Origin of the sequence: Marinobacterium stanieri, assembly GCF_900155945.1 — a bacterium.
GTDB lineage: Bacteria > Pseudomonadota > Gammaproteobacteria > Pseudomonadales > Balneatricaceae > Marinobacterium > Marinobacterium stanieri.
Map to the genome: position 1 here is coordinate 1 of NZ_FTMN01000021.1, position 1,789 is coordinate 1,789.

General features: G+C 53.5%; 3 protein-coding genes. All 3 read left to right on the top strand.

Annotation, left to right across the window (positions count from 1 at the left end; all coding sequences use genetic code 11):
* Positions 1–243 (top strand): TRAP transporter large permease subunit (locus BW956_RS21975; RefSeq protein ID WP_139327282.1); only part of this gene is annotated, 243 nt, incomplete at its 5' end.
* Between the two features lie 213 nt (positions 244–456).
* Entirely contained in the window at positions 457–1,494 is a 1,038-nt protein-coding gene (locus tag BW956_RS21980) for a TRAP transporter substrate-binding protein (protein ID WP_076466476.1), read from the top strand.
* 14 nt (positions 1,495–1,508) lie between these two features.
* The coding region (locus BW956_RS21985) for a TRAP transporter small permease (protein WP_139327283.1) at positions 1,509–1,789 on the top strand (281 nt) is incomplete at its 3' end.

The window sequence follows — 1,789 nt, forward strand, 5'->3', positions numbered from 1 at the left end:
GCGAGCCTGGGCTTTGACCTGGTGTGGTTCGGTATAGTCGTCGTAGTCGTGACCGAGATCAGTTTGATCACACCGCCAGTGGGTATGAATGTATTTGTACTCAGTGCGGTGCTGCGCGATGTGAAAACAGGGACTATTTTCAAGGGAGTCACACCTTTCTGGTGTGCGGATATCGTGCGTTTGGCGTTGATCGTGTTCATCGCCCAGATTGCACTGTTTCTGCCGGAGATGCTGTACCGCTAAGGCGGTGCAGCAGTTCTTCATGTATCAAAAACTTAATGGTATAAGGGTAGGGCCAGCTACTCTGATCTAGCCTGAAAAAGGTAGACATTAGTAGAGAAATGCTACCCGCAAGTCTTGCTTGATGTGACAAAGTGATACAATATCGGAACAAGATCGATCTCTTGAGTATCGCAATACAATAAATCAATAATAAACAAACGCAGGAGCAACACGATGATTAAAACTATAAAAGCTGCAGGTTCTGCTGCCGTACTGGCTGCTGGTCTGTCTGTTTCCTTCAACGCCGCTGCCGCTGAGACCACCCTGATCGTGGGTACCTGGCTGCCGCCGACCGCTCCGCAAAACGCGGTTGTATGGCCGACATGGGCCAAGTGGGTTGAAGAAGCTACCGAAGGCCGTGTCGAAGTTAAGATCGAATACGATGTAGGCCACCCCAAAACCTACTTCCAGCTGGTTGAAGATGGCGTTATCGACGCAGGCTTCAGCTACCACGGTTACGTGCCGGGTCGATTCAAGCTGCCGATCGCGGCTGAACAGCCGGGTATGGGTGTAAATGCCGAAGCGGCATCCGTCGCTCTTTGGCGTGTACACGACAAGTACTTTGCTGAAGCCGGTGAGTACGAAGGTCTGGAAGTGCTGGGTCTGTTTACCCACGGTCCGGGTCAGATCATGACCACCTTCCCGGTCGACAACCTGGGTGACCTCAAGGGCAAGAAAATCCGTATCGGCGGTGGTGTTCAGGCCGCAATCGGCGAGCGTATGGAAATCACGCCGGTATCGGCTCCGGCCACCAAGGTATACGAAATGATGCAGCAGGGCGTTATCGATGGCGCATTCCTGCCGGTCGGCGAGCAGAAGTCTCTGCGCCTGGCTGAAGTGACCAAGGATCTGAACATGATCCCGGGTGGCATGTATCTGGGCACCTTCTCCATGTTCATCAACCCGTACTTCCTGGAAGACCTGGATCCGAAAGATGCTGAAGCCATTCGCAGCGTTTCCGGTGAAAAACTGTCTGCACTGGCCGGTCAGGCCTGGGAACAGGGCGATATCGATGGCTTGGCTTTCGCACGTGAAAAAGGTGTGAACGTAGTTGAGCATGACGCTTCTTCTGCATTCGTACAGCAATTCAAACAGCTGACTGAGGGCATGGATCAGGCCTGGATCGACAGCGTTTCTGATCGCGGTGTTGATGCTGCTGCAGCCTTGGAAGAGATGCGCACCATTGCTCGCGAGTACGAAGCTCAGAAGTAAGGTAGGAGTCATCCATGTCATTTAGTGCCTGGTTTAATGCGCACTATGACGAGAAGGGGCCGGCCAAATGGCTGGCCTTTTTTCTCGAAGCCGTTTCCTCATTAGTGCTGTTCACCCTGATGGCGTTGACCTGTGTCGACGTGGTTGGGCGTTATCTCTTCAACAGTCCGCTGCATGGCGGTACCGAGCTGACCGAGATTGGTCTGGCGGTGATGGTATTTGCGGCCATGCCGGTGATTACCTGGCGCGGCGGTCATATCGTGGTTGATCTGTTGGACCGCTTCCTGGGCTCCAA

Coding starts and splice junctions, on each gene's coding strand:
- BW956_RS21980 (WP_076466476.1), top strand. CDS start 457: ATGATTAAAACTATAAAAGCTGCAGGTTCTGCTGCCGTACTGGCTGCT.